23 protein-coding genes are annotated in these 25613 nt (G+C 66.7%); 12 read left to right on the top strand and 11 right to left on the bottom strand.

What is annotated here, in order from left to right:
* Positions 1-71 precede the first annotated feature (71 nt).
* Positions 72-521, bottom strand: coding sequence for an azurin (gene azu / locus HV766_RS22420; RefSeq protein ID WP_054453180.1), 450 nt, complete (start codon positions 519-521; stop codon positions 72-74).
* Positions 522-803: 282 nt separating this feature from the next.
* On the opposite strand from azu, the gene HV766_RS22415 reads away from it, so the two are divergent.
* From HV766_RS22415 to HV766_RS22385, 7 genes are read left to right on the top strand one after another with little or no spacing between them, the layout of a single operon-like run.
* Positions 804-3068 (top strand): NosR/NirI family protein, encoded by a 2265-nt coding sequence (locus tag HV766_RS22415; protein WP_254593350.1) that lies wholly within the window; start codon positions 804-806, stop codon positions 3066-3068.
* A gap of 54 nt (positions 3069-3122) precedes the next feature.
* A complete protein-coding gene (nosZ, locus tag HV766_RS22410; RefSeq protein WP_054453182.1) occupies positions 3123-5039 on the top strand; it encodes a TAT-dependent nitrous-oxide reductase in 1917 nt (638 codons plus the stop codon).
* Positions 5040-5068: 29 nt separating this feature from the next.
* On the top strand, positions 5069-6340 hold the full coding sequence (locus HV766_RS22405; RefSeq protein WP_254593349.1) for a nitrous oxide reductase family maturation protein NosD: 1272 nt from the start codon (positions 5069-5071) through the stop codon (positions 6338-6340).
* Positions 6337-7239, top strand: a complete 903-nt coding sequence (locus tag HV766_RS22400) for an ABC transporter ATP-binding protein (protein WP_054453189.1) — start codon at positions 6337-6339, stop codon at positions 7237-7239. The genes HV766_RS22405 and HV766_RS22400 overlap by 4 nt, the downstream gene beginning before the upstream one ends.
* The gene (locus HV766_RS22395) at positions 7236-8066 is read left to right on the top strand and encodes an ABC transporter permease (protein WP_054453191.1); all 831 of its coding nucleotides are present in this window, start codon (positions 7236-7238) and stop codon (positions 8064-8066) included. The genes HV766_RS22400 and HV766_RS22395 overlap by 4 nt, the downstream gene beginning before the upstream one ends.
* On the top strand, positions 8063-8563 hold the full coding sequence (locus HV766_RS22390; RefSeq protein ID WP_119450062.1) for a nitrous oxide reductase accessory protein NosL: 501 nt from the start codon (positions 8063-8065) through the stop codon (positions 8561-8563). The genes HV766_RS22395 and HV766_RS22390 overlap by 4 nt, the downstream gene beginning before the upstream one ends.
* Positions 8564-8588: 25 nt before the next feature.
* Positions 8589-9587 carry an FAD:protein FMN transferase gene (locus tag HV766_RS22385; RefSeq protein ID WP_175181869.1) on the top strand — a complete coding sequence of 333 codons (999 nt, stop codon included), beginning with the start codon at positions 8589-8591 and terminating at the stop codon, positions 9585-9587.
* 67 nt (positions 9588-9654) lie between these two features.
* On the opposite strand, the gene HV766_RS22380 is transcribed toward HV766_RS22385, so the two are convergent.
* Positions 9655-10440, bottom strand: a complete 786-nt coding sequence (locus HV766_RS22380) for an inositol monophosphatase family protein (protein WP_175181868.1) — start codon at positions 10438-10440, stop codon at positions 9655-9657.
* Positions 10441-10570: 130 nt separating this feature from the next.
* Between HV766_RS22380 and HV766_RS22375 the strand changes: the two genes are divergently transcribed.
* A complete protein-coding gene (locus HV766_RS22375; protein WP_119450064.1) occupies positions 10571-11362 on the top strand; it encodes an RNA methyltransferase in 792 nt (263 codons plus the stop codon).
* A 66-nt stretch (positions 11363-11428) separates the two neighbouring features.
* Here the strand turns inward: HV766_RS22375 and HV766_RS22370 are convergent, their stop codons facing one another.
* A complete protein-coding gene (locus HV766_RS22370) occupies positions 11429-12418 on the bottom strand; it encodes a Bug family tripartite tricarboxylate transporter substrate binding protein (protein WP_054453198.1) in 990 nt (329 codons plus the stop codon).
* A 159-nt stretch (positions 12419-12577) separates the two neighbouring features.
* Here HV766_RS22370 and HV766_RS22365 point away from each other — a divergent pair, with 159 nt between their 5' ends.
* Positions 12578-13339: an IclR family transcriptional regulator gene (locus HV766_RS22365; RefSeq protein WP_054453200.1), complete on the top strand. Its 762-nt coding sequence runs from the start codon at positions 12578-12580 to the stop codon at positions 13337-13339.
* 75 nt (positions 13340-13414) lie between these two features.
* Here the strand turns inward: HV766_RS22365 and HV766_RS22360 are convergent, their stop codons facing one another.
* The 8 genes from HV766_RS22360 to HV766_RS22325 all read right to left on the bottom strand — a co-directional run bounded on the left by HV766_RS22360 (position 13415) and on the right by HV766_RS22325 (position 22660).
* A complete protein-coding gene (locus HV766_RS22360) occupies positions 13415-14248 on the bottom strand; it encodes a mechanosensitive ion channel family protein (RefSeq protein WP_054453202.1) in 834 nt (277 codons plus the stop codon).
* Positions 14249-14399: 151 nt separating this feature from the next.
* Positions 14400-15515, bottom strand: a complete 1116-nt coding sequence (locus HV766_RS22355) for a DUF1513 domain-containing protein (RefSeq protein WP_175181867.1) — start codon at positions 15513-15515, stop codon at positions 14400-14402.
* Positions 15505-16593, bottom strand: a complete 1089-nt coding sequence (locus HV766_RS22350) for an imelysin family protein (protein WP_175181866.1) — start codon at positions 16591-16593, stop codon at positions 15505-15507. The genes HV766_RS22355 and HV766_RS22350 overlap by 11 nt, the downstream gene beginning before the upstream one ends.
* A complete protein-coding gene (locus HV766_RS22345) occupies positions 16593-18101 on the bottom strand; it encodes a di-heme oxidoreductase family protein (protein WP_119450067.1) in 1509 nt (502 codons plus the stop codon). Before HV766_RS22345 ends, HV766_RS22350 begins: the two co-directional genes overlap by 1 nt.
* Positions 18098-19396, bottom strand: a complete 1299-nt coding sequence (locus HV766_RS22340; RefSeq protein WP_054453210.1) for an imelysin family protein — start codon at positions 19394-19396, stop codon at positions 18098-18100. Before HV766_RS22340 ends, HV766_RS22345 begins: the two co-directional genes overlap by 4 nt.
* A gap of 189 nt (positions 19397-19585) precedes the next feature.
* Entirely contained in the window at positions 19586-20905 is a 1320-nt protein-coding gene (locus HV766_RS22335; RefSeq protein WP_054453211.1) for an MFS transporter, read from the bottom strand.
* 45 nt (positions 20906-20950) lie between these two features.
* A complete protein-coding gene (locus tag HV766_RS22330; protein WP_054453213.1) occupies positions 20951-21622 on the bottom strand; it encodes a DUF4286 family protein in 672 nt (223 codons plus the stop codon).
* A gap of 126 nt (positions 21623-21748) precedes the next feature.
* Complete coding sequence (locus HV766_RS22325) at positions 21749-22660, bottom strand: LysR family transcriptional regulator (RefSeq protein ID WP_054453214.1); 912 nt, start codon at positions 22658-22660, stop codon at positions 21749-21751.
* Positions 22661-22952: 292 nt separating this feature from the next.
* Between HV766_RS22325 and HV766_RS22320 the strand changes: the two genes are divergently transcribed.
* Genes HV766_RS22320 through HV766_RS22310 form a run of 3 tightly spaced genes read left to right on the top strand, consistent with a single transcriptional unit; the run spans position 22953 to position 25600 of the window.
* Entirely contained in the window at positions 22953-23960 is a 1008-nt protein-coding gene (locus HV766_RS22320) for an ABC transporter substrate-binding protein (RefSeq protein ID WP_054453217.1), read from the top strand.
* Positions 23961-23963: 3 nt separating this feature from the next.
* Entirely contained in the window at positions 23964-24779 is an 816-nt protein-coding gene (locus HV766_RS22315) for an ABC transporter permease (protein ID WP_054453219.1), read from the top strand.
* Complete coding sequence (locus HV766_RS22310) at positions 24779-25600, top strand: ABC transporter ATP-binding protein (RefSeq protein WP_054453221.1); 822 nt, start codon at positions 24779-24781, stop codon at positions 25598-25600. The genes HV766_RS22315 and HV766_RS22310 overlap by 1 nt, the downstream gene beginning before the upstream one ends.
* The last annotated feature ends 13 nt before the right edge of the window (positions 25601-25613 follow it).

Below are 25613 nucleotides of genomic sequence, written 5' to 3'. Positions count from 1 at the left end.
GTCTGGCGCCATTGTCGGAGCGGACAAAAAAAAACCGGCTTGCAGCCGGCTTTCAGGTCCAGGACAGCCAATCAGTCGCTGAGCTTGAGCGTGCCCTTCATCATGGCCCAGTGGCCCGGGAACGAGCAGAAGTAGGCATAGGCCTCGCCCGGGGTGAGCTTGGAAACGTCGAACGTAACCGAATCCGACTCGCCGCCGCCGATGACCTTGGTGTGGGCAATGACGCGGGTGTCTCCCGCCTTGACGTAATCCTGCGGCAGGCCGGCGTTCATGCCGTCGGTGGCCACGGCCGTCTTGTCGGCTTCCTTGGTCAGCACCCAGTTGTGGCCCATGGCGACCTTGGCCATTTTGCCGACGTGCTTGAGATGCACGGTGAATTGCTTGCAGCTTTTGTCGACAACCATTTCCTTCAGGTTGTACTGCATGGCGTCGTTGCTTTCTATGGTTGCTTCGCACTGAGCGGCCAACGCGGGCAGGCTGGCTGCGGACAGGGCGATGGCGAGGGTGGCTTTTGCCAGCATGGAGATTCTCCGTAAACGTTGGCGGCTCTTCCGACACGCGCGAGGCACATGCCTAGCGTCGCTGCCGCCACGCACAAGTCTATGGCGCAGCGCAAAGCGCGCTATTGACCGGCATCAATAGCGCCTCGTTCAACCTCTCCAAAACGGGGATATCCCCTACAAAACGCAGGGGCATTGCCTCCGCACGGTCCGCGCGCGTACGCCGATTGACAAACCGCAATACGACCGATGCCAAGCATTCTTAGGATGCCTGCAAACAAACACAATCAGCAGAGTACGAAAATGCAAGGCAGCACAGCGGCGGGGCGCGGGTTCAGTCGGTACAAGTGGTTCGTGCATGCAGTCTTTCTTTTCTTGCTGCTGCTGTGCTCGGGGGTCTTCAGCGCCGCTCAGGCCCAACGCCTGCCGGATTTCCTGGGTAGCATCCCCATCGGACAGATCTTCCCCGGCGCGGACCGCGCCGACCCGCCCGCCGGCAAGCCCATGGTTGCCAAGGTGTATGCGGGCGCGCGCCAATTGGGCGTGGTCTATCTGACGTCCGACGTCGTCAACACCCGCGGCTACTCCAGCAAGCCCATCGACGTGCTGGTCGGCCTGGCCAATGACGGACGCATCGTCGGCGCGCGCCTCGTGGAGCACCACGAGCCCATCGTGCTCATCGGCATTCCGCAGTCCAAGGTCGACCATTTCATCAGCGGCTACGTCGGGCTGAACTTCGTGGACTCCCCTCCCCGCCATGGCGCCCCGCCGCCCGTGGACATCATCAGCGGCGCGACCGTCACGCTGATGGTGATCGGCGACAGCATCACGCGCTCGGCCATCGCCGTGGCGCGCGCCCATGGCATCGACAAGACCGCCACGGTGGCGCCGTCGGCCGCGCCCGTTGCCGCCCGCGTCGTGGACGATGCGCGCGATGCCGTCCAGTCCTGGCAGGACCTGCTGGATGCCGGAGCGGTGCGCAATCTGCGGCTGAACCCCGAGGACGTGAACCAGGCCTTCCGCGCGTCGGGCAGGAACGACGCCGCAGCCAATACAGAAGGCAGCACGGACGCGGACGGCTTCATCGACCTGTACGCCGCGCTGGTCAGCGTACCCGCGATCGGCCGCAGCCTGCTGGGCGACACGGAATGGCAGCGCCTGAAGGAAAGGCTCAAGCCCGGCCAGCAGGCCGTGCTGGTGGCCGGCAACGGCGCCTACTCGTTCAAGGGCTCGGGCTACGTGCGCGGCGGCATCTTCGACCGCATCGAGATCATCCAGGACGAAAGCAGCTTCCGCTTCCGCGACCGCAATCACCAGCGCCTGGCCGACGTGGCCGCGCAGGGCGCGCCCGCGTTCCGCGAAGTAGCCCTGTTCGTCGTGCCCGAGGACGCCGCGCTGGATCCGGTCGCGCCCTGGCGCCTGCAGCTGATGGTGCAACGCGTGCTCAGCGTCAGCGACAAGGCCTTCGTCACCTTCGACCTGAGCTATGAACTGCCGGCGGCCTATACCCGGCCGGTGGCGGGCGCGCAGGCATCCACCGCGCCCCCGCCGACTGCCGATCAAGCCGCCCCTGCCCAGACTGCGCAGGAAGAAGACGCCGCGCCCGCGCTATGGAAACAGATCTGGCGCGGCAAGGCCGGCCAGGTCGCCGTGCTGACGGTGGCGCTGCTGGTGCTGGTGGGCGTCTTCTTCTTCCAGGACCAGCTCGCCAGCCGTCCGCTGCTGCACGACCGCCTGCGGCTGGCGTTCCTGGCGTTCGCACTGTTCTGGATCGGCTGGTACGGCCAGGCCCAGCTCTCGGTGGTCAACGTTCTGACTTTCTTTTCGGCCATGCGCAGCGACTTCCGCTGGGAGTACTTCCTGATGGACCCGCTGGTGTTCATCCTGTGGTGCGCCACGGCCATCTCCATGGTCTTCTGGAACCGCGGCGCCTTCTGCGGCTGGTTATGCCCCTTCGGCGCGCTGCAGGAACTCAGCAACCGCGTCGCCCGCCGCCTGGGTGTGCGCCAGCTCAAGATCAGCCACGGCGTGAACCAGCGCCTGTCGACCCTGAAGTACGTGATCTTCCTGCTGCTGTTCGGCTTCTCCTTGTACGACCTGGCGCTGGCCGAACAGTTGTCCGAGGTCGAACCCTTCAAGACCGCGATCATCCTGCGCTTCATGCGCTACTGGCCGTTCGTCGCATTCGCCGTGGCGCTGCTGGCCGCCGGCCTGTTCGTGGAGCGCTTCTTCTGCCGCTATCTCTGTCCGCTGGGGGCCGCGCTGGCGATCCCTGCGCGGCTGCGCATCTTCAACTGGCTGCGCCGCTACCGCGACTGCGGCAATCCCTGTCAACGCTGCAATCTCGAATGTCCTGTACAGGCGATCGACCCCACCGGCGAGATCAATCCGAACGAGTGCATCCAATGCCTGCACTGCCAGATGCTCTACCACCACGAACAGAAGTGCCCACACCTGATCCAGAAGAAGGCCAAGCGGGAGCGCCGCCGCGCGCCCGCCGCCGAACCCGCCGAGCAGGTCATCGTCATGCACCGCGCGCCGAATCCGAATAGCGAACCTGGCGCCTGATCCCGCTTTCCGCACCGCGGCGCCCGGGGCGCCGTCCCTACCAAGGAGTTATCCATGTCAGACAAGAATCCCGACAAGGCCGGCCTCACCCGCCGCAGCTTCCTCGGCACCGCAGCCATCACGGGCGCCGCCGGCCTGGTGGCCGGGGCGCAGATCTCCACCGCCCACGGCAAGGATGCAAAGGGCGGCGCGAACGGCGTGCTGGGCCACGTCGCGCCCGGCGAGCTGGACGAATACTATGCCTTCAATTCCAGCGGCCAGTCGGGCGAGGTGCGCGTGCTGGGGCTGCCCTCCATGCGCGAACTGGTGCGCATCCCGGTCTTCAACCATTGCAGCGCCACCGGCTGGGGCCGCACCAATGAAAGCCGCAAGATCCTGACCGAAGGCCTCACGCCCGAAACCCGCGAGTACCTGAAGGACAAGGGCGGCGTCTTCATCAACGGCGACGCGCACCACCCGCACCTGTCCTTCACCGACCGCACCTACGACGGCCGCTATCTGTTCATCAACGACAAGGCCAACAACCGCGTCGCGCGCATCCGCCTGGATGTAATGAAGACGGACAAGATCACCGAGCTACCCAACGTCTCCGGCGTGCATGGCCTGCGGCCGCAGCGCTACCCGCGCACGGGCTACGTTTTCGCCAACGGCGAGCACATCATCCCGCTGCCCAACGACGGCAAGGTGACGGACGATCCCAAGAAGAACTTCTTCGCCATCTACACCGCCCTGGACGGCGACACCATGAAGGTCGCCTGGCAGGTGCTGGTCGACGGCAACCTGGACAACGGCGACGCCGACTACCAGGGCAAGTACTCGTTCTCCACCTGCTACAACTCGGAGAAGGGCGTCACGGTGGAAGAAGCCTCGGCCAACGAGCAGGACTGGGTCGTGGTGTTCAACATCAAGCGCATCGAGGAAGCCGTCAAGAATGGCGACTTCAAGATGATGGGCGGCGTGCCGGTCGTCGACGGACGCCACGGTTCCAAGTACACCCGCTACATCCCCGTGCCGAACTCGCCGCACGGCTGCAACGCCGCGCCCGACGGCATCCACCTGGTGCTCAACGGCAAGCTCTCGCCCACCGTCACGGTGCTGGACGTGCGCACGCTGGACGATCTGTTCGACGACAAGATCAAGCCGCGCGACTGCGTGGTAGCGGAGCCGCAGTTGGGCCTGGGGCCGCTGCACACGGCGTTCGACGGCCGCGGCAACGCCTACACCACGCTGTTCATCGACAGCCAGATGGTCAAGTGGAACATCGACAAGGCAAAGCGCGCCTACAAGGGCGAAAAGGTCGACCCGATCATCCAGAAGCTGGACGTGCACTATCAGCCCGGTCACAACCATTCGACCATGGGCGAGACCCGCGAGGCCGACGGCAAATGGCTGGTGTCGCTGAACAAGTTCTCGAAGGACCGTTTCCTTAACGTCGGCCCGCTGAAGCCCGAGAACGACCAGCTCATCGACATTTCCGGCGACGAGATGAAACTGGTGCATGACGGCCCCAGCTTCGCCGAGCCGCACGACATGTGCCTGGTGCACCGCTCCAAGGTCCATCCGGTAAGCGTCTGGAAGCGCGACGACCCGATGTGGGAAGACGCCCGCCAGATGGCCAAGAAGGACGGCGTTTCGCTGGACGATGCGGCCAAGGTCGTGCGCGACGGCAACAAGGTGCGCGTGTACATGATGGCGGTCGCGCCCATGTTCAGCATCAAGAAGTTCGAGGTCAACCAGGGCGACGAGGTCACCGTGGTGGTCACGAACATGGAAGTGATCGAGGACCTGACGCACGGCTTCACGCTCGAAGGCCATGGCATCGCCATGGAGATCGGGCCGCAGGCCACATCCTCGGTCACCTTCACGGCGGACCGGCCGGGCGTGTATTGGTACTACTGCCAGTGGTTTTGCCACGCCCTGCACATGGAGATGTCCGGCCAGATGGTCGTCCATCCCAAGAAGACCGCGTAGCGCATATGAAGCTCGCCGCAATCCTTGGGATGAGCGCAAGCAGGACCACCGGCGCCGCGCTGCTGGCGGCCGCCGGGCTGGCGCTGTCGGGCGCGGCGGCCGCGGCGACCGTGGAGATCGCCGCGGGCGCCGACCTGACGGCGGCGATCGCCTCTGCCGCGGCCGGCGACGTGCTGCGGCTGGCGCCCGGCTCCTACGCCGGCGGCATCGTCATCGACAAGCCCCTGACGCTGGAAGGCCCCCAGGACCGTTCGGCCGTCATCGCCGGCACGCGCCAGGGGCGCACCGTCTGGGTCACGGCCGCGGACGTGTCGCTGCGCAACCTGACCGTCACGCGCTCCGGCCTGAGCCTGTCCGACATGGACGCCGGCATCTTCCTGGACCGCGAGGCACACCGCGCGCTGGTGGAGCGCAACGACGTCCTGGACAACCTGGTCGGCGTGCACGTCTGGGGGCCAGCCGACGCTACCGTCCGCGGCAACCGCATCGTGGGCAACAAGGAGCTGCGCGTGGCCGAGAGAGGCAACGGCGTGACGCTGTGGAACACGCCAGGCACGCGCGTGCTGGACAACGACATATCCGCCGGTCGCGATGGCATCTTCGTCAACACCAGCAAGCTCAACACGTTCAGCGGCAACCGCTTCCACGACCTGCGCTACGCGGTGCACTACATGTACACCAACGATAGCGAGATCAGCGGCAACGTATCCACTGGCACCGACATCGCCTACGCCATCATGTATTCGCACCGGCTGGTGGTGCGCGACAACGTCGCGCTGGACAGCCAGGAGCAGGGCCTGATGTTGAACTACGCCAACCATTCCACGATCGCCAACAACACGGTGGACCGCGCCGGGAAATGCGTGTTCATCTACAACGCCAACCGCAACACCTTCCTGGACAACCATTTCTCCAACTGCGACATCGGCGTGCATTTCACGGCCGGGTCCGAAGGCAACCGGATCTCGGGCAACGCCTTCATCAACAACCGCAACCAGGTGAAGTACGTGGGCACGCGCACACTGGACTGGTCGGTGGACGGGCGCGGCAATTACTGGAGCGACAACACCGCGTTCGACCTGGACGGCGACGGCATCGCCGACACCGCCTACCGGCCGAACGACGTGGTCGACCAGTTGCTGTGGCGCGCGCCGGCGGCCCGCATCCTGCTGAACAGCCCGTCGATTTCCATCGTGCGCTGGGCCCAGTCGCAGTTTCCCGCCATCCTGCCAGGCGGCGTGATCGACAGCGCCCCGCTGATGCAGCCTCCGCCCACCGCAAGCACCAAGGAATCCCCATGAGCACCGACCTGGTGGCGCTTACCGGCGTCAGCAAGCACTATGGCGCGCATCAGGCCATCGACGGCCTGGACCTGCAGCTACGCGAAGGCGAATGCGTTGCGCTCGCCGGACACAATGGCGCCGGCAAGAGCACGATGATCAAGCTCATCCTGGGCCTGATACGTCCCACCCGCGGCCGCGTCGCGATCTTCGGCCAGGACGCGCACAGCCCCGCCGCGGCGCGCCTGCGCGGCCGGATCGGCTACCTGCCCGAGACCGTGGCGCTGCATCCCTCGATGACCGGCGAGGAAACCCTGGCGTTCTACGCCAGGCTCAAGCGCCAGCCGCTGTCGGGCAACGCCGCGCTGCTGGAGAAGGTCGGCATCGCCGGCGCCGCGCGCCGCCGCGTGGGCGGCTACTCCAAGGGCATGCGGCAGCGCCTGGCGCTGGCGCAGGCGCTGCTGGGCCAGCCCCGCGTGCTGCTGTTCGACGAGCCCACCACCGGCCTGGACCCCGCCTCGCGCCTGATGTTCTACGACATCGTCCACGAACTGCGCGCGGCCGGCGCCACGATACTGCTGAGCACGCACGCCCTGTCCGAACTGGCCGGCCATGCGGACCGCATCGTCGTGATGAAGGCCGGAAAAAAGATCGCCGACGGCGCGATGTCGGCGCTGCGGCGCTCCACCGGGCTGCCCATCCGCATCCGCCTGACCTTTGCCGATGCCAGCGCGCCGCCGCCCGGCGGCGATTGGCGCCGCATCGATGCCGGGCGCTTTGAACTGGCCTGCCCCGAGAGCGGCAAGGTCGAAGCGATCCGCGGCATCGGCGCGCTGTCGTCGGCCATCGCCGACCTCGACATCCAGGTCCCGGGCCTGGACGACATCTATGCACATCTGCTTGAACGGGAAGACGTATGAACGCGGTATGCACCATCATCGGCAAGGAAATCCGCGACGGCCTGCGCAATCGCTGGGTGCTGGCGACCGCCCTGCTGCTGGCCGCGCTGGCGCTGGCGCTGGGCCTTTTGGGCAGCTCGCCCACGGGCACCGTCAAGGCCGAGCCGCTGACCGTCACGGTGGTCAGCCTGTCCAGCCTGTCGATCTTCCTGGTGCCGCTCATTGCCATGCTGCTGGCCTATGACGCCGTGGTCGGCGAGGTCGACCGGGGCACGATGGCGCTGCTGCTCAGCTACCCGGTTTCGCGCGGCCAGGTATTGATCGGCAAATTCATCGGCCACCTGGCCATCCTGGCGCTGGCCACGGGCGCGGGCTACGGTTCCGCCGGGCTGGCGCTGCAATGGGCCTACGGCGGCCTGGACCCCAGCGCCTGGCAGCCGTTCGCCCTATTGATCGGCGCCAGCGTGCTGCTGGGCGCGAGCTTTCTCGCCATGGGCTACCTGATCAGTTCGCTGGTGCGCGAGCGCGCCACGGCCGCCGGCATCGCCGTCGGCGTCTGGCTGTTCTTCGTGGTGATCTACGACATGGCGCTGCTGGGCGTGCTGGCGGCCGACCAGGGCCGCCACGTCAGCCCCGGCCTGCTCAACGCGCTGCTGCTGCTCAACCCGTCCGACGTATACCGCCTGCTCAACCTGACGGGCTTCGAGAACATTTCGCTGTATGCCGGCATGGCGGGCGTGAGCGACCAGGCCAGCCTGCCGCTCGCCGCGCTGGTCGCGGCGCTGCTGCTGTGGATCGCCGTGCCGTTCCTGCTGGCGACCGCCGCTTTCAGGAACAAACCGCTATGAAATCCCTGCGACTCATGCTGGCCACCTCCATCGTGCTGCTGGCCGCGGGCTGCGGCAGCGGCGCCGCGCCCGAAACCGCGCCTCCGCCGCAGGCCGTGACGACGGAGTCCGTCGGCCATTACTGCGGCATGGCGCTGAGCGAACACAACGGTCCCAAGGGACAGATATTCGTCAAGGGGCAGGCCGCGCCCGTGTGGTTCTCCTCGATCAAGCAGGTCTTCGCCTACACCCTGCTGCCCGAAGAACCCAAGGGCATCAGCGCCATCTACGTCAACGACATGTCCACCGCGGGCGCGGGCGGCGCGCCGGACCCGGCGGCCTGGATCGACGCGCGGCAGGCGTACTACGTCATCGAAGGCCGCTACATCGGCGGCATGGGTGCCGAAGATGCCATCCCCTTCTCCCGCCGCGACCATGCGCAGGCTTTCGCCGATACCCACGGCGGCCGCGTCGTCACCTTTGCCGACGTGCCGGAAAGCTATGTCTTCGCCCAATAGCCCGCGCCTCTACAGGCCTATCGCCATGAACCCTACCCGCCGCCGTTTCATCGGCATCGCCGCCGCAGCCAGCGCGCTGGCACTGGCCCCCGTCGCCGCGCGCCGCGCCGCCGCCTCGATTGCACCCGTCACCTGGCAAGGCACGGCGCTGGGGGCCGATGCCGAGCTGCGTCTCTACCATCCCGACGCCGCAGCGGCCCAGCGCCTGATCGCTCAGTCCTTGCAGGAACTGCGGCGGCTGGAAGCCATCTTCAGCCTCTATCGCGACGACAGCGCGCTTTCGCGTTTGAACCGCCAGGGCTTCCTGGACAATCCGCCGGCCGACTTGCTGCGACTCTTGAGCGAAAGCCGGCGCTACAGCGAATTGACCTCAGGCATGTTCGATCCCACCGTGCAGCCGCTGTGGCAGCTGTATGCCGAACACTTCTCGCAGCCCGGCGCCGCCGCCGACGGTCCGCCGGCCCAGGCCATCGCGCAGGCGCTATCGCGCGTGTCGCATGCCGACGTGATGCTGGACGACAGCCGCATCGAACTGCTGCGGCCCGGCATGGGCATCACGCTCAACGGCATCGCCCAGGGCTACATCACCGACCGCGTCACCGACCTGCTCAGGCGCGCTGGGCTGGAGCGGGCGCTGGTGGACATGGGTGAAATACAGGGGCTGGACAGTAGCGCTACGCCGCAGCCCTGGAAGGTCGGCATCGCCGATCCGCGCGACCCGGCGCGCCAGCTGGCAAGCGCCAGCATGACGAACCAGGCCCTGGCAACTTCCGGCGGCTATGGCACCGCCATCGACCCCGCGGGCCGGTACACGCATCTGTTCGATCCCCGCACCGGCCGCGCGCGGCCGCGATACCTGAGCGTGTCCGTCATGGCGCCGTCCGCGACCATGGCCGATGCCCTATCGACGGCTTTCTCGAACATGCCGCTGGAAACGACGCAGGCGGTGGTGCGGGAGCTGGGGCTGCGCGCGTGGTTTGTGGCGGAGGATGGGCAGTTGGTATTGCAGGGTCAGGCCGGCTGAGCCTGCGCCCGCGCATGAAAAAACCGGCCATGGCCGGTTTATTTCATTCTGGCGGAAGCGTTCCGCCTCAAGCCGCCGAAGGCGGATTCAGCGAGGACAGCATCTGCGTGAAGATCTTGGGGCTGGCGGCCAGCACGTTGCCGCTGTCCATCCAGCCTTGCTCGCCGTCGAAGTCGGCCACCAGGCCGCCGGCTTCCAGCACCATCAGGCTGCCTGCCGCCAGGTCCCAGGCCTTCAGGCCCACACCGCAGAAGCCGTCCAGGCGGCCGCAGGCCACGTAGGCCAGGTCCAGCACGGTGGAGCCCAGGCGGCGCACGCCAGTGCTGCCTTCGGCCATCTGGCGGAAACGCGCGGAGCCTTGTTCCGGATCGCCGGAGTTGGGCCAGTGCGCGCCCAGCAGGGCCTCGTGGTAGCGGGTACGGCCCGAGACGCGCACGCGGCGGTCGTTCAGGAAGGTGCCGCTGCCACGGCTGGCCGTGAACAGTTCATTGCGGGTCGGGTCATAGATGACCGCCTGCGTGACCTGGCCGCGCTGCGTCAGCGCGATCGACACGGCGTAGTTGGGCAGGCCGTGGATGAAGTTGGTGGTGCCATCCAGGGGATCGATGATCCACTGGAATTCCGCCTGCTCGGGGCCTTGCAGGCCGAATTCCTCGCCCAGCACGGCGTGGTCCGGGTAAGCCGCGCGCAGCGTCTCGACGATCGACTCCTCGGCGGCGCGATCGACTTCCGTGACATAATCCCGCGGCCCCTTGCGAGCCACGCTGAGTCGTTCCAAATCCATGCTGGCACGGTTGATAATGGTGCCGGCACGCCGGGCCGCCTTGATGGCGATGTTGAGCATCGGGTGCATAAAATTCCGTACGAATGCGATGAGTTGGCTTGATGATAGGCCGCTTGCCGCCCCCCGGTCCGCCGTTCCCCAACAGGGGGAAATCGACCCAAAAAACCAGGAAGGCACTAAGCCAAACGTGCCATTTTAAATGACTCAAGCATTTTCACGTGTTCGCTTCGTTATGGTGAACCCCAGCCACCCCGGAAACGTGGGTTCGGCGGCCCGCGCCATCAAGACGATGGGCTTCTCCGAACTGGTTCTGGTCGAGCCTAAATTTCCAGATGTAACAAGCCAGCCGGAGGCCGTGGCGCTCGCCAGCGGCGCGCTGGACGTGCTGGAAAATGCCCGCATTTACGGGTCCCTGGAAGAAGCGCTGGCCCCGGTCACCATGGCATTCGCGCTGACCGCGCGGGTACGCGACCTGGGCCCCCCGCCCTGCGACATCCGCCAGGCGGCCGAACTGGCCCGCGCCCACCTGGGCGAAACGGCCGAAGGCGTGGCCGCCGTGGTGCTGGGCACCGAACGCGCCGGGCTCACCAACGCCCAGATCGCGCTGTGCCATCGCATCTGCCATATCCCTGCCAATCCTGAGTACAGCTCGTTGAACGTGGCCCAGGCCCTGCAGCTGGCCGCCTGGGAGCTGCGCTACGCGCTGCTGGTGGACCAGGGCGCGGCGCTGCTGCCGGCCTCCACCGCGCAAGAGGCGCCGCGCGGCGCGGCGCCGGCTTCGGGCGAGGCGGTACAGGCCTTCCTGGCGCACTGGGAAGAAGCGCTGGTCGGAGTGCAGTTCCTGGATCCTGCCCACCCCAAGAAGCTGATGCCGCGCATGCGGCACCTGTACTCCCGCCTTGCGCTGAGCCGCGACGAGGTGGACATGATGCGCGGGGTCTGCACGGCCATGCTGGCCACGGCGCGCCGCAACGGCGGGGCAAAAAAATAGGGGCGCAGGCTTACGCCTGTCCCCCAGCAAGGTTTGCCGGGCGGCTTGCCGCCCGGAAATCGAACATCAGTCCACCTTGGCGCCCGAGGCCTTGACCACGGGGGCCCAGCCTTCCACTTCCGACTTGATGAACTGGCCGAATTCGGCCGGCGTCGTCTTCACGCCCACGGCGCCCAGCTTCTCGAAGCTGAGCTGCACTTCGGGCTTGTCCAGGGCCTTGACCATGGCGGCGTTGAGCTTGTTCACGACTTCCGGCGGCGTGCCGGCGGGCGCGATCAGGCCGAACCACGAAGACACGTCGAAGTTGGCGAAACCGGATTCCTTCATGGTCGGCACGTCAGGCGCGCTCTTGGAGCGCTCGGTCGTGGTCACGGCCAGGGCGCGCAGCTTGCCCGACTGCACGTGGGGCCAGGCCGACGGCATGTTGTCGAACATGAACTGCACCTGGCCGCCGATCAGGTCGGTCACGGCCGGCGCGCTGCCCTTGTAGGGCACGTGCAGCACGTCGATGCCGGTCTGCATCTTGAAGAGCTCGCCCGCCATGTGGATGGACGTGCCGCTGCCGGACGAGGCGAACGCCAGCTTGCCGGGATTCTTCTTGGCGTAGTCCACCAGTTCCTGCACCGATTTCACAGGCACTGTCGGGTTCACCACCAGGATGTTCGGCACCTTGGCGCCCAGCGCCACCGGCGTGAAATCCTTGGTCAGGTCGAAATTGACGTTCTTGTACAGCGTCTGGTTGATGGCGCTGGTCACGGCCACGAACAGCAGCGTGTAGCCGTCGGGGTCTGCGCGCTTTACCTGGTCGGTGGCGATATTGCTGCCGGCGCCCGGCTTGTTCTCGACCACGAAGGACTGGCCGAGGCTTTCGGTCAGCTCCTTGGCCATGATGCGGGCGATCACGTCAGTGGTGCCGCCGGCGGAAAAACCGACCACGATGCGGACGGGCTTGTCGGGATAGGCGGCATGGGCCGAACCCATTGCGAATGCGCTTGCGGCGGTAGCCAGAAGGGTGGCGGCAATGCGCCGCAGTCCAGGCTTTTGACCTGTAGTCATAGAGTCTCCGTGCAGGTACTGTCCATTGAATGGACGATTTGAATTGTTCGATGCAGCATTCTGAGCTATACACATGCACTGCATCAAGGTAGAGTCCACAGCACGGACAGTGGTTTTCCCTTGAATATTCCGTAATAACCCGAGTTTTCAGAGATTTTCATGCAAGATAGCGACGCCGCGGCCGCGGGCCCACGCACATTGCGGCGCGGATTGGCCGTCCTGGCCGCCCTGCGGGACCAGGGCCCTGACGGCCTGAGCGTGACCGATATCGCCCGCCTCACGGGCATACAGCGTCCCACCATCTACCGCCTGCTGGCCGCCCTGCTGGATGCCGGGCTGGTGCTGGCCGTGACCGGCACCAAGAAGTACCGCGCCCAGTTGGCGGTGGACCCGGACACGCGCTCGCGCGACCCGCGCGTGCGCCAGTTGCTGCCCGTGCTGCGGCGCCTGGCCGATCGCACCGGCGACGCGGTATTCCTGGTAGTGCGCGAAGAGGACGACTCCATCAGCCTGCATCGCGAGATCGGCAGCTATCCGGTGCAGATCCTGGCCACCTACGCCGGCAAGCGCCAGCCGCTGGGCGTGGGATCGGGCGGCATGGCCTTGCTGGCCGCCCTGCCCGACGACGTTGCGCGCGGCATCGTCGAGCGCAACTCGGGACGGCTGGACGAATACGGCGGCATGACGCCGCAGGAAATGTTCCGCCTGATCGAAAACACCCGCGCCCGCGGCTATTCCGTGGTGGGCAACCACGCGGTGCGCGGCGCGCTGGGCGTGGGCTGCGCGCTGCTGGACGCGCAGGGCGCGCCTATCCTGGCAGTCAGCGTCACGGCCATCATCGACCGCATGCCGGCCCAGCGCCAGCGCGAAATCGCCGGTTGGATCAAGAACGAACTGGCGCGCCTGTCGATGCAGGCCTGAGGCCTGCTTGCCTCCGGCAAAAAAAAGGGGCGCCCAGCGGGGCGCCCATTGTCATTCCAGGGAAGGCCACCTGCTTCAGGCCGCGGCTCCCGGCTTGGCGTTCTGGATCTCGCGCATGGGGATCGGCGGCTGGAAGCCCGCGTCTTCCAGCGACTTGCGGATGTCCTGGTACAAGCCCCAGCGCAGGTCCCAGTACTTGGCCGACTCGGTCCATACCCGCACGTTCACGACCACGCCGTTCTCCTTGTAGTCGACCACCTTCACCAGCGGCTCAGGATCCTTCAGCGTTTCCGGCCGTGCGTCGACGATGGCGCGCAGCTTGGCCACCACCACTTCCAGGTTGTCGCCATAGCGCACCGGCACCGGGATATCCAGGCGGCGCGTCTTGTTGCGGCTGTAGTTGGTGATCGTGGCGTTCCACACCGTGCTGTTGGGCAAGGTCAGATGGATGCCGTCGACCTGGATCAGGCGCGTCAGGAAGAGGCCGACCTCTTCCACCGTGCCGTCCACGCCGGTGCTGAGCGCCACGTATTCGCCCGCGCGTATCGGGCGCAGGATCAACAGCATGATGCCGGCGGCGATGTTCTGCAGCGTGCCCTGCAAGGCCAGGCCCACGGCCAGGCCGGCTGCGCCCAGCACGGCGATCAGGCTGGCCGTCTGCACCCCGAAACGCGCCAGCACCGCAATCACGGTGAAGATGCGCACCGTCCAGACCACCGTGCTGTAGAACATGGGCACGATGGTCGGATCGATCTTCTTGGAGCGCGTCGCGGCGCGGCGGACCCAGCTGCCCAGCAGCGACGACACCCACCAGCCGATGATGAGGATCAGCAGCGCAACCGCCAGATTGAGGCCCAGGTCGACCAGCTTGGGAGCCCAGGCGTTAAATTCTTTCAAGGCTTCTTCCATGGATACTCCTGCGGAAAAGTTGAGGCCGCGCAGCGTCCCGGCAACGGACGCCTGGCGGCCTGAAAAAAGCAGCCGAAAACTTTATCAGATGGCGCTTGCGATAAGGGCCGCATCGCGGCCCCGTTGTGTCAAGCTTTGTAAGCACGCGGGTTCAGGCCCGCGCCGGAACTTTGCGGAAATGGTTGTCCCAGGAGACCTCGCGCGACGGCGCCAGCACGGGCTGCTCCTTGCCGGACGCGTCGGTGCGCAGCATCGCTCCCAGGCCGCTGCTCAGCAGGAAGCCGTCTCCGGCGGCCGGCGCCACGCCGCAGCCATCGGCCAGTTCGGTCGTGCCCAGGCAACGGCCGCTGGCCGCGTCCCAGTAGATCACCTGCCCGCCCACCGGGCTGGACGTCGCGACCACGGCGCCCGCGGCATCCACCGCCACCGAGCCGATGTAGTTGCGCATCTGGCGCAGCGCCTGCGTGGGTCCTTCGAACAGTTCCAGCTGCGCGCCGCGCCTGTGCCGTCCCACCAGCGCCGGCCGGTCGGAGGCCGGACCCATGTACTGGCAGCCAAACCAGACGCAGCCGTCGGCGGCCAGCGCCAGGTGGCGGATGGACAGGCGGTGCAAAGCGGGCTCCAGCTCCACTTTTTCCAGCAGCTCGCCGCTGGCCGCGTCGATGTATGCAAGCGAGGGCCGCATCGTGTCCAGGTTGAGTTCCAGCTTGCCATAGTCTGGATGCGTCAGGATGCCGCCGTTGGCGACGCACAGCGTCTTGCCGTCGGGCATCAGCACGACTTCATGCGGACCGATGCCGCCGCTGTCGAATTCGCCGATACGGCGGTATGCGCCGCCGGGCGAGGCGTCGTACAGCCCCAGCACGCCCCGGCCCGCTTCAAAATCGTTTTCGGTGGCGGCCAGCAGCCGGCCGCCGTCCACGTAGGCGCCATGGCCGAAGAAGTGGCGTTCCTCGTGCATGGGCAAGGCCTGGGGCTCGCCGCCGCGCAGCGAGAAGGCCAGCGCGAAGAAGCCCGGCTGGCGGCCGAAGACGACCGCGCGTTCCCCCGCGGCATCGATGGCGAAGCTGTGTCCGCGCGCGGGCATCGGCACCACCAGCCGGTCATGCCCGGCCGCGTCCAGCAGCGCGGTTTCGTCGCGCCCGCCGCGTTTGCGCGCGCTCAGGTACAGGACTTCGCCGTCTTTGGGCGCAGCCGCCAACGCCGCCGCCGGAGCCAGGCCCAGCGCGGCCGCAAGCGACAGGAAGCGGCGCCGGTCAATCGCCATCGAGCGCATTGAATCCGATCGTGACGCCCAGGGCCGGCGCCAGATTCTCGTCGACGATGGCCTTGGCGTTCTTCAGGGTCAGCGCCGCCAGCGTCAGTTGCCTGCGCCCGTCCTCCTGAGCCAGGGCCTGCTCCAACGGCGTTGGCACATCCAGCAGCGTGCGCGCCGCGCTGGCCAGTTCACCGCGCACGGACTCGGCCATCCAGGCATCGCCCTTGGGCAGCGCATAGGCGCCCGCCTGGTAGAAGGCCTGCAGCCCTTCCAGGTTGGCCGCCAGCAGGCGCGTGGACAGCTGGCTGCGCCAGAATGCGGCGCGCTTGGGCCGCGCCGCTTCCGGCGTGTCGCCCAGCACCGGCAGGATCTTCACGTCGCGTGCGAACTGCAATCCCGTGGAAAGCGACTTCATGGCCTCGGCCGCGATTTCCTGCTGGTCGCGGTACAGGTCGTTGCCGGCCTTGGGTTGCGCAAACTGCCGGCCGAAATCGCCTTCGGCGCTCCAGGCCTGAGCTACATCGCGCGAGATCTGCCTGACGTTGGCGACCACCGCCCGGGCGTAATCGCAGGCGTAGGTGCCGACCTGTCCGCCATCCTGCCGCAGCAAGGCCGGCTCGCCGTACAACACGTATTCCAACGCGGGCAGGCCCTGCACGGCCACGCTGCGTCCCGCTAGTGCACCGGGCACGAGCAAGGCGCCGTCCTGGGCGGTGATCAGCGCCTGCACCTGCTTGGGCATGACGCCGCGCGTATCGGGCCAGAACGCCAGGCGCTCGTAGCGGTTGGCCTGCACCAGCGGGCCGAAGCGCAGGAACTCGATGCCGGACCACGCCAGGGCCAGATTTTCGAAAGCCTCTTTGACGCGCTTCGCGTCGGCTGCGCCGGGCTGCGCGCACCAGCCGCCCAGCGCGCCGTCCAGCGCCGACGCCGCGTCAACCATCCTGGCCACGGCGGGACGGGCGTAATCGCGCGCGAGGCGCTCGCCCAGGTCGGAGGGCGGCGCGGCCAACGCGGCCGAGGGTGCGGCCAGGACCAGCGTCGCGGCCGCGGCGCGCTTGAACATCAGCTTTGCAAATCCGGCCATCACAGCGACTCCAGGAAACGAATGAGATCGGCGCGTTCTTCCGGCGTCATCGCCACCACGCGATCGCGCGCCGGCTTGGCCTCGCCGCCATGCCACAGCACGGCTTCCAGCAAGGTGCGCGCGCGTCCGTCATGCAGCCAGGTGGCATTGGGGTTCACGGTCTTGGTCAGGCCGATGCCCCACAGCGGCGGCGTGCGCCATTCGCGGCCATTGGCCAGCCCGTCCGATACGCCGTCGGCCAGATCGTCGCCCATGTCGTGCACCAGCATGTCGGTGTAAGGCCAGATCAGCTGGAAGCGATGCTCGGGCTGCTTGGCGTTGCGGCTGGTGACGTACTTGGGCACGTGGCAGGCGACGCAATTGGCTTCGTAAAACAGCTTCTTGCCGGCCAGCACCCGCGCATCGTCGGCGTCACGGCGCTGCGGCACGGCAAGGTTGGTGGAATAGATGGTGACGAAGTCCATCAGCTTGGCCGGCACTTCCTCGGGGCCGAAGCGTGGCTGCGCGCCGTGCGGCATGTCCAGGCACTGCTTCTGAGAAGGCGTGCAGTCGCCGGAATGCTGAGGGAACAGAGGCGTGGACAGCCCCATGTCGTTGGAGAAGGCGGCTGCGCTCTGCTGCTCGACCGTGGGTTGGCCGGCCTTCAGGTTGAAGCGGCCCAGTACGCGCGCGCCAGTGCGCGCGTCGGTGACCCAGTTGGCCTTGCCGACAATGCCGTCGCGCTTGTCCGCGCCCACGTTGGCCAGGATGTCGGCTTCGTGGATGGATTCCAGCAGGCCCAGGCCTATCATGGGCGGCGCCAGGCGCGGCGAGATCTGCGTGTCTGCACGCATCGGGCCATAGCCCAGGTTCTCGATGCGGTAGGCCGGCTTCATCAGGGTGACGGTTTCACCGCCGTTGAGCGCGACCGGGACCGGCTGGTATTCGATCTCCATGCGGCCTTCGGCGGGCAGGCCCGCGACCGCGAAGTTCTGCAGTTGCACGCCGTAAACGGGTTCGGGCAAGGCCGCGATCTCGCCCGGCGCGAGCTTGGGGTGGCCGCGGTCGGCGCCCTGCGGCACCGCCAGGCGCAGCAACAGCGCTACCGCATCGGTACGTTCCAAAGGATCGAAGCCCGGCACCGTGCCGCGTCCGTCCTTGGTATGACAGGCCTGGCAGGAACGCGCATTGAAGAGCGGGCCAAGGCCATCGGACGCCTGCGTGGAAGCCGGCGCCGAGACCCAGTCCTTGCGGAACAGGCCGTTGCCGACCTGGAATTCCTGGCGCCCTTCGAAGCTCATGTTGGCCGACGGCTGCGAAAAGATGTCGGCGTTGATGAGTTTGTTGGTGGTGGCGGCCCCAGCCTGCATGGTCTCGAAGGTCTCGACCTTGGAGAAATCGCGCGTGGGCGCCGTGATGGCGGTCACGCGTTTCAGATCTTCGGGCGTGAGGTCGTCACGCCCGGTTGGAGCGGCGGCGGCGCCGGCATGGGCCGACGCCGCCAGTACGGCGGCTAAAACGAGTTTCACTTGAATACGGCGTCAGGTTTGTCCAGGCTGTCGGAACCTTCGATGGCCACCTTGCCCAGGTCCAGCAGGGCGATCACGCGCTCCAGGCTGCGGGTCTGGTCGACCAGGCGGTCGATGGCGGCCTGGACCACGGCATTGCCTTCCTTGTTGCCGTCCGAAATCATCTGGTCGTAGGTTTCGACCGTTTCGGCGCGCGTCTTCATCGCCTGCATGGCGGCCACGGTGGCGTCCAGCTTGGCGCGAACCTCGGCGTCCAGCTTGGGATCGCGGGCCTTCACCAGTTCCGACAGGCTGGCGCCCGAGACGGTCTTGCCGTCGATGCGGGTGTAGCTGCCCAGGTAGACGTTGCGGATGCCGATCTGGTCGTAATAGTGCGAGTTGTGCGTATTGTCCGAGAAGCAGTCATGCTCTTCTTCGGGGTCATGCAGCATCAGGCCCAGCTTCATGCGTTCGCCGGCCAGCTCGCCGTAGGACAGGCTGCCCAGCCCGGTCAGCATGGCGATCAGGCCGGCCTTCGGATCTTCTTCGACGGCCTTGCGCGCGGCGCCGTCCTTCTTCCAGTTGCCGACCATCTCTTCCAGGTCCGTCACCAACAGATCGGTCACGGCCTTCAGGAACTGCACGCGGCGTTCGCAGTGGCCGCCCGTGCACTGCTTCGGATCGAAATCGGTGTGCGGACGGTTGCCGGCATGGCGTTCCTGCGGCGTGCCCTTGCGGTCTGCCGGCGCGGGGCCGGTGCCGTTCAGATCCTGGCCCCACAGCAGGAATTCGATGGCGTGGTAGCCCGTGGCCACGTTGGCTTCGTTGCCGTCGGCTTCATGCAGCACTTCGGACAGCAGCTGGGGCGTGATCTTGCTGACGTCGACGGTCTTGCCGCCCACCGAGATCTTGGAATTGGCGATGACGTTGACGGCGTAGTAGGCGTTCTCGTCGTTTTCCGTGCCGTAGGAGGCGTCGACGTAGTCGATCAGGCCTTCGTCCAGCGGCCAGGCGTTCACACGGCCCTCCCAATCGTCGACGATGGGGTTGCCGAAGCGGTACGCCTCGGTCTGCTGGTACGGCACGCGCGCCGCAAGCCAGGCCTCGCGCGCGGCCTTCAGCGTTTCGGCGCTGGGCTTGGCGATCAGGGCGTCGATGGCTGTGCGCAGGGCTTTGGCGGAAGTCAGCGAGTCTTCGTAGCCGGCCAGCGCCAGATCCGAATACGTGGCGACCACGGCCTTGGGCTCGGCCGCAGCCTGGGCCGTCCCCCCGAACACCGCAGCGGCCAACACCGCTCCCAACAGCAACTTGCGCATCGACTCTCTCCCGTAACAGGAGCGGATCCCGCCCCCACGGCGGCCCGCTCAACCTCGAATTTTGAGGATGAGAGTGTAAACAATTTTCGTTTGGTGTTCAGAATAAAGTCAGATACCTGACATTTCTTTGAACCACCAGGCGCCGTCCGGACTCCAGTCCGGGCGGCGCCTGGCCGGCCTAGATGCGCCTCAGCGTTGCAACGGAGATTTCGCCGTTTCCCTGGCAGCCAGCACCGCCACCGCCGTCACGATCAGCGCCGCCGCCACGTACAGCGATATGGCAAAGGTCGAGTTCCAGGACTTGAACAGGCTGGCGATGATCAGCGGCGCGAACCCGCCGCCGACGATGCCGGCCAGGGTGTAGGCCAGGGACGAACCCGCATAGCGCACACGGCCCGGAAACTGCTCGGTGATGAAGGCGGCCTGCGGGCCGTACATCAGCGCGTGGATCAGCAGGCCCACCACGACGGCAGCGCAGATGGCGATGGGATGCGCGGTGTCCATCAGCACGAAGAAGACGAAGGCCCAGATCATGCCCAGTACCGCGCCCGCCAGATACACCGGACGGCGGCCGATCTTGTCTGACAGATGCCCGCACAGCGGCACCGCTATCGCGTTGAGCGCGGCGCCCAGCATGGTCGCGGTAAGCGCCATGGGCCGCGACAGGTGCAGCACCGTGGTGACGTAGGTCAGCGTGAACACCACCACCAACGCATAAAGCACGTCGGAGCCGATGCGCGAGCCACCCGCGATCAGCAGCTGCCGCCAGTACTGGCCCAGCACTTCCTTGATGGGCGTGGCGGCGGTTTCGCGCTTCTGCTCCATTTCCAGGAACACGGGCGTTTCCTCCACCCCGCGGCGCAGCCACAGGCCGAACAGCACCAGCGCCACGCTGGAGACGAAGGGCACGCGCCAACCCCAGGCCTGGAAGTCCTCGGGACTCAGGAAGGCCGAGACCGCGGCGATGAAGCCCGTGCCTATCAGCGTGCCGCAGGACGGACCGATCTGCGTGAAGGAAGCGTTGCGCCCGCGCTGGTCCGGCTTGCCATGCTCCATCGACAGCAGCACCGCGCCAGCCCATTCGCCGCCCAGCGCCACGCCCTGTACAAAGCGCAAGGCCACCAGGGCCACCGGCGCCCACACGCCCCAGGACGCGTAGGTCGGCAACAACCCCATCAGGCCGGTGGACACGCCCATGATGACCAGGGTGGCGACCAGGACGAACTTGCGTCCCAGCCGATCACCCAGGTGGCCAAAGACGAAGCCGCCCAGGGGCCGCGACACGTAGCCCACGGCATAGGTGGAAAACGCCAGGATCGTGCCCGTCAGCGGGTCGAAGGACGGAAAGAAGATGGCGTTGAATACCAGCGCAGCCATCAGGTTGTAGATGGTGAAGTCGTACCACTCCAGCGTGGTGCCGACCGAGCTGGCCAGGGCCAGCCTGCGCATCTTGTTGGGCGCTGCCGCGGTCTTGACCGCCGCGGCGCCGTATAGCGTTTGTTCAGCCATGGGATTCCCCTTGAATCGGATGTTTGGTGACTGGCCGCAATGGGCTCAGCGCAGGTCGGCGGCCGTCAGCTTCCAGCCCAGTTGCAGCAGCCAGGCGCTGGCCGGATCGGCATCGAAGGCGCGGCAAGCATCGTCGCGCAGCGCGCGCGCGGCAGCGGCGGAACTCGCTTCCGCCACGAACAGCGGCGCCAGCACGCGGTTTTCGGCGGACTCGCGCGGCAGCGGCGTGCTGAGCGCCACGTCCGGCACCAGCAGGTAGGACTGCACGAAGCCGTCCGCCTGCGCCAGTTCGGCGCCCAGCGCCTGCGCCCGCGCCACCAGCGCTTCGCTGTCATTCGTCGCCGGCAGAGGCAGGACCGCGATCTCGCTGCCGGAGCCAAAGCCCGTCACGGCCCGCACGGCGCACACGCGGCGCATCGGGTCGCGCATGCGGTCCAGGTTGGTCACCGACCACTCGGTCTGGCGCTCGAACGCCTTGCGATAGTCCGCCGTGGTGAAGGCGGCCAGCGATTCGGTGCGATACAGGCCCAGATACTTGCGGCCGCCTGCGCGCGACAGGTAGCGCGCGCCCGACAGAAAGCCGGGGATGCGCACACGTTCTTCCACGTGTTCGCGGTCGTACCAGCGGTTGAAATCGGCTTCGTGGGCGGGGTCGGCGTCAGTGGCGACGAACAGCAGGCCGTGCGGCGGGAGAGTGGATTCGGTGCGCGTGCTCATGGGCGGAAGACAGGAAATTCCTTCGATTACGGAAGGCTCCATCTTCAGCCGGCCGGCTGCCCCGGGACAAACGAGTAATTCTTCTGCGCGGCAACAAAATTACTGAAAGACGCCCTAGGGATAACACTATTGCGCCGAACCCAATCGCGGCGCAGTGACCGACGACGTGAACTGGTCCGAAGCGCGGCTGGCGAGTTCAGCCACCAGGCGGATCGCGTCCGACCCGGCGCTTTCCAGATAACTCACCACCAGCAGCTGGGGCGGCACGGGGATGTCGCAGCGGATGATCTGCACCTCGCCTCGCGCCACATATTCATAGATGGGCGGCAGCGGCACCAGCGCCCGGCCGAAGCCGCTGCGCACCAGCCGCGCCAGCGCGGAGATCGAGCTGACGCAGTGCACTTTGCCCTGCGGCATGCCGACTTCGCGGTACAGGGCCTTGAGCGCTTCGTGCGGCTGCGATCCCGGGCTCATGGTCAGCACCGGCTCGCTCAGCAGCTGTTGCGCGCTCAGAGCGTCCTCGTCGCCGGCCGGTCCGACCCAGCCCATCTCCATTGGCAGGCAGGCGGTGCTGATGATGCCGCTGTCGTTCAGCAGGTCCGTCTGCAGCGCGATATCGAGCGTGCCCTCGCGCAAGCCCCGGTGCAGCGCGCGCGTAGTTTCGGAGGTGAGCTGGACCTCGATGCCCGGGTAGGTGGAGCGCAGATTGGTCAGGAAGCCGATCAGCCAGGTGTGCACCACGGTCTCGATGGCGCCGATACGCACCAGGCCGAAGACCTCGTCGCCGCCCTTGCCCAGCGACAAGATCTGCTGGCGGATCTCCAGCAGTCGTTCGCCATAGTCCAGCAGCCGGGTGCCGGTGGCCGTCAGCCTGAGCTCCTTGGCGTCGCGCTCGAACAGGCGCGCGCCTATGTCCTCTTCGAGCGACGCGATGCGATTGGCCACGGCGGCCTGGGTAATGTGCAGACGGTCGCTCGCCGCCCGGAAACTGCCCAGGCGCGCCGACCACAGAAAGGCTTCGACAAAACGCGTATTCATCTCGGTATGACGCAGCCAGGGCGTCGCGCAAGGGTTCACGAACCCGGAGCAGCACGCTCCGATCCGCCCACATGCTACGCCATCGCGCGCAGCGCGACACAGGGCCGGTTATGTCCCCTTCAATGGTGCGCCGTGCACCAATGTGGTTCAGGCGAGGCACCAGCGCGAGGCCGGCCCGCCACGCTCCCTGGGCGCCTGCCGCCCCGGACGAAGTTGGCACGGCTCTTGCTTGATGCCTGGTATGCCAGCTTGTCTACAAGCGCCACTTTCCTTGCACACCAGGAGCTCCCTCATGATCTACCGCAACGCGCCCCATGCCTTCAACGCCACCCGCCGCCGGCTGATCCAGGGCGCCGCGCTGGGCGCCGCGACGTTGGCCGCGCCGGCGCTGACGCGCGCGCAGTCGGGACCCGTCATCCGCATCGGCTTCTGGCCCGTGGCGGCCGGCCTGCCGTTCTACGCGGCGCTGGAAAAGGGCTATTTCAAGGAGGCCGGGTTGAACGTCGAGCCGCTGAAATTCGCGGGCGCGCAGCAGGTCATGGAAGCGATGCTGGCCGGCCGCGCGGACGGCAGCGCCAACGGCACCGGCTCGGCCAACCTGGCCATCGGCGAGATCGCCTCGCCCGGCCTGTTCAAGATCTTTGCGTCCAATCCCAGCAACGCCAAGCACGTGCTGGACGAGTTCATCGTCGCGAAAGACAGTCCCATCAAATCCATCGCAGACCTCAAGGGGAAAAAGGTCGGATCTGGACCCGGCATCCAGAACGCCACGCTGGCCAAAGCAGTGCTGGAGCGCGCCGGCGCAACCGGGGCGACCGTGGTCGAGCTGGCGATAAGCCAGCACGTCGCCGCGGTCGCCGCCGGCCAGTTGGACGCCTGCTACACGCTGGAGCCCACGGGCACGGTGGGCAGGCTGAACGGCACCACCCGCGTGCTGGAATCGGGCGTCATCGCCAAGTACGTGCTGGGCGATCCGATGGCGCCGTGGTTCGGCGGGTCGGCATCGCTGACCACCGCCTTCCTGAAGAAGCATCCCGAGGAAAGCAGGAAATTCATCGCCGCCTATGCACGCGGCATCGAACTGATCCGCAGCAAGCCCGAAGAGGCCCGCCCCTACCTCAAGGGCTACACCGCCATCGAAGGTCCGATGACCGAGGAAGTGCCGCTGGCCGCCTACACCCTCTACAACGAGTTCACGCCCGGCGACATCCAGCACTTCCAGAAATTCTTCGACCTGTTCGCAGACAAGGGCGTCTTCGCCCAGAAGGTCGACGTCTCGACCATGCTCTACAAGGGCTAAGCCATGACCGCAACCACTGCAACAACCGCGGCCGGCCCGGCCGCGACAGCGCGGCCCCTGCGCAAATTCGACACGAGCCGCCTGCTGCCGCTGATCGGCCCGCTGGCGCTCTTCGTGGTGTGGGACCTGGTGGTGCGCCTGCAACTGGTCAGCCCTGTGCTGCTGCCCACGCCCAGCGCGGCGCTTGCGGCGCTGGTCAAGGGCATGGCGGGCGGCCCGCTGCTGGCGGACTTCCTGGCGTCGCTGAACCGCACACTGCAGGCCTTCCTCATCGCGGGCGTGATCGGCGTGCCGCTGGGCGTGCTGCTGGGCAGCAACGAAAAGGCTTATCGCAGCGTGGAGTTTCTGATTGATTTCTTCCGCTCCACGCCCTCTTCCGCGCTGATTCCGCTGTTCCTGATGATCTTCGGCGTCACCGACATGAACAAGATTGCCATCGCGGCCTTCGCGGCGGTGCTGGTGATCCTGTTCAACAGCGCTTACGGCGTCATCAACGCCCGCAAGCAGCGTGTCATGGCGGCGCGCGTGATGGGCGCGTCGCGCTGGCGCATCTTCAAGGACGTGCTGATCTGGGAAAGCCTGCAGCCCACGTTCGTGGGCCTGCGCAGCGGCGTGTCGATGGCGCTGGTCATCGTGATCGTGGCCGAAATGTTCATCGGCTCCGACAGCGGCCTGGGCAATCGCATCATCAATGCGCAGCAGGTGCTGAACGTGCGCGACATGTATGCGGCCATCCTCGCCGCCGGCGCGCTCGGCTATGTGCTGAACATTCTTTTTCTCGTGCTGGAAAAGCGCGTGGTCCACTGGAGCGGCCGCTGATGTCCACCGTCCTCAATCCCGTCATCGCCCCCGGCCCTGCCGCCGCGCCGTTCGAGCCCGGCCCGCTGGGCACCCACATCACCATACGCGGGCTGACCAAGTACTTCGCCGGCTGGCCGCTGTACGAGGACTTCAACCTCGACATCCCCAAGGGCAAGATCGTCTCGGTGTTCGGCCCCAACGGCTGCGGCAAGTCGACGTTGATCAACATGATCGCCGGCCTGATTCCGATCGACTCGGGCGAGATCCTGTTCGACGGCAAGTCGCTGGCTCAGACCAAGATCGGCTACGTCTTCCAGAACTACCGCGAGGCCATGTTCCCGTGGCTGCGCACCATCGACAACATCGCCTACCCGCTGCGCCTGGAAGGCCGCAGCAAGGCCGAGGTGGATGCGCGGGTCGCCGAGCTGGTGGCCTCGTTCGACGTCAAGTTCGACCTGAACCGCTACCCCTATGAACTGTCCGGCGGACAGCAGCAGACCGCCTCGATCATGCGCGCGCTGGCGCCCGGACCGGAGGTGCTGTTCCTGGACGAGCCCTTCTCCGCGCTGGACTTCGAGATGACGCTGTTCATCCGCGAAAAGCTGCAGGAGGTCTTCATGCAGACCGGCACCACCATGCTGCTGGTGTCGCACGACCTGGAGGAAGCCGTGTACCTGGCCGACCAGGTGCTGCTGCTGACCAAGCGGCCCACCCGGGTCGCGGAGATCCTGGATTACCGCGACGCGCGCCCCCGCACGGTGGCGACGCTGTCAGAACCCAGCTTCATCGAAATGAAGAAGCTCAGCCTGGAAATCTTCCAGCGCGAAGTGCGCAAGTAAATCACCCGTACCG

Origin of the sequence: Achromobacter aegrifaciens (assembly GCF_902859735.1) — a bacterium.
Taxonomy (GTDB): Bacteria; Pseudomonadota; Gammaproteobacteria; order Burkholderiales; family Burkholderiaceae_B; genus Achromobacter; species Achromobacter aegrifaciens.
Note: the sequence above shows the minus strand (reverse complement) of the source record. Positions and strands in the feature narration are given on the sequence as shown.